The sequence below is a fragment of the Megasphaera sp. DJF_B143 genome, from assembly GCF_900320625.1.
Classification (GTDB): Bacteria; Bacillota; Negativicutes; order Veillonellales; family Megasphaeraceae; genus Megasphaera; species Megasphaera hexanoica.
In genome coordinates this window covers 1-2,147 of record NZ_ONTA01000106.1, presented here as the reverse complement: position 1 = coordinate 2,147, position 2,147 = coordinate 1, and the positions used below count along the sequence as shown (strand labels likewise).

General features: G+C 45.1%; 2 protein-coding genes. One reads left to right on the top strand and one right to left on the bottom strand.

What is annotated here, in order from left to right; translation table 11 throughout:
- Nucleotides 1-1,461: ATP-binding protein (locus DBO31_RS03060; RefSeq protein ID WP_150824414.1), on the top strand; the 1,461-nt coding region annotated here is incomplete at its 5' end.
- Nucleotides 1,462-1,573: 112 nt separating this feature from the next.
- Here the strand turns inward: DBO31_RS03060 and DBO31_RS03055 are convergent.
- Nucleotides 1,574-2,005 carry a helix-turn-helix domain-containing protein gene (locus DBO31_RS03055; RefSeq protein WP_234995372.1) on the bottom strand — a complete coding sequence of 144 codons (432 nt, stop codon included), beginning with the start codon at nt 2,003-2,005 and terminating at the stop codon, nt 1,574-1,576.
- Between the last annotated feature and the right edge of the window lie 142 nt (nt 2,006-2,147).

Genomic DNA, 2,147 nt, shown 5'->3' with positions numbered 1-2,147 from the left:
GCCTTCATTGCCAATAAAACAGTTCCTCCAGTCAGCACACGTGCGACAATACTTCATGATGGGCAATGTGATGTTTTGAAGTTAAGTGTTCCCCGATATACTTCGATTGTAGCAAGTGCTGCTGGAAAAATACAAAAACGTCGATTAAAAGCAGATCATACACCAGAAAATGTTCCTTTATATCCCTATGAAATTCCTCAGCGGCTTTCCAGTTTGTCTTTATTGGATTTCTCTGCGCAACCGTTGCCTGACTCAACCCGGGATGATTTGAGCGCTGCTGAACGGGAACGGTTGCGCCATATCATTCGTACCTATCATGGAGAGTCCGCACTTTTGGAGCTAGATGATCTGGAGCTGGATAAAGCTCTTCGGCTTGTCACAAAAATAAGCGAAGGCTATGTTCCTACTGTCACCGGAATGTTGCTCATTGGTCGTGCAGAGCGCCTGCAGGAACTTATCCCTACAGCGGAATCATCTATACAAATTATGGATAATGCCCAACTTCGTGTCAACGAAACTTTTACTCTTCCTCTGCTGGCCAGTATTGAAAAAATTAATACGTACTTTCTTTCTATTAATCAGGAAGAGGAAATTGATGTTGGCCTATTCCGTGTTCCCATTCCGCACTATGCTCCTCAGGCATTTCGTGAAGCGCTCATCAATGCGTATAGTCATCGGGATTATTCCATGCTGGGACGTGTCCGTGTTCTTATTGAACGCGATGGCATGACTATTGCTAATCCTGGTGGCTTTATCCAGGGCATTACTTATGATTCTCTGTTAGATGCTGAACCTCATGGTCGAAATCCCGTGCTTGCTGATTGTTTAAAACGCATTGGAATGGCCGAACGGTCTGGCCGGGGTATTGACCGTATCTATGCTGGTAGTTTGCGCTATGGCAAACTGCCACCAGACTACAGCCAATCTACTGATACTTCTGTGCGGCTTTATATCCCGGACAGTCGTCCTGATAAAAATTTTGTCCGCTTACTCATAGAAGAACAAGAAAAACTGAACCGTGATTTTACCGTTTATGAACTCTTAATTCTCAATTTATTGAAAACACATCACCGGATGTCACAAAAGGAAATAGCTGATGCTGCCGGAATTCCTTCATATAAGCTCCCAACTACGCTTGAATCGCTTGTAGAATCTGGCCTGATTGAGGCGATAGGACGGGGAAAAAGTCGTGGATATTTTCTCAGTGCCCATCTATATCAGCGACAAGAGAACACCATTGGATATGTGCGTCAAACTGACATTGATACAGTTCGTTACCCGGAACTCATCTTGAAGCTGGCTCAAAAGCAAGGACTGGTAACAAGATCAGATGTTGTCAAGCTTCTTCACGTTTCACCAGCTCAAGCTTATCATCTACTTAATAAGTTAAAGAAAAATCATAAACTTATTTTAGAAGGGCGAGGGAAATATGCCCACTATAAGCCAGTGAATCGGCAATAGTCATGAAGATACTGAGAGGAAAATTGTATTTCAGCACACGTTTCACACATCTTAACGCACATGTGCGTTAAACATATTGATTCTAACACATGCATGTGTTAAGGTGCGTTGGTTACCGGTGCAACTTGTTGAAAATCGTCTGGCGCGATACATTGAGTAATTTGGCTATATCCTTCTGGCTATAGCCTTTTTCTTGCAGCTCTCCGATGAGTATCTGCTGGATCGTCTTTTCCAGGTGCTTCATGTCCAGCTGGAACGATGCTGTATCGAGGAGACTTTCTTTCCGGTTTTCGTCGGGGATGTCAAATAATGAATCATAAGCCCCATTCAGGGTGTCGCCGAAGATGTAATAACGCAAGGCGACGCTGTGCAGTTCGCGGATATTGCCCCACCAGTCATGCTGGATGAGGGCTTTTTTTAATATTTTGGGAAGGGAAACTTGGCGATGGCTGAAGCTTTGCAGGAAGTACGAGAATAAGTAGAGAACATCATCGGGCCGGTCGTTCAGAGATGGCAGGCTCAAGCGCAGGGTATTTGTCCTCAAAATGGTGAGCCGCCGTCATACCCGTCTTGGACGATTTGCGGCAGAAGCGGACAACCGACGATGGCCGTATCTGGTGTGACCGGAATCTGACGGACCTGGGCCAGTAGTTCTAAATGGGTCTTATCCAGGCTGTAGCGGCGAT